Source organism: Streptomyces endocoffeicus (assembly GCF_016741935.1).
GTDB classification, from domain to species: Bacteria; Actinomycetota; Actinomycetes; order Streptomycetales; family Streptomycetaceae; genus Streptomyces; species Streptomyces endocoffeicus.
This window is the reverse complement of sequence record NZ_JAERRG010000262.1, coordinates 1-224: the sequence shown is the minus strand read 5'-3', so window position 1 is coordinate 224 and position 224 is coordinate 1. Positions and strand designations below refer to the sequence as shown.

Sequence of the window (224 nt, the reverse complement as noted above, 5' to 3'; positions counted from 1 at the left end):
CGGCTGGGGCGTCGGTCACCGTGGCCGCGTGTGATGTGGCCGATCGTGATGCGGTGCGTGAGCTGTTGGCTGGTGTTTCGGCGGAGGTGCCGCTCAGGGGTGTGGTGCATACCGCGGGGGTGGTGGACGACGGTGTCGTGGAGGGGCTGACCGGGGAGCGTGTCCGGCGGGTGTTGGCTCCGAAGGTGGATGCGGCTTGGTATCTGCATGAGCTGACCCGGGAT

General features: G+C 68.3%; 1 protein-coding gene. It reads left to right on the top strand.

The genetic code is table 11. The annotated features are described in order from the left end of the window. Positions 1 to 224 (top strand): KR domain-containing protein (locus JK364_RS54890; protein ID WP_201858951.1); only part of this gene is annotated, 224 nt, incomplete at both ends.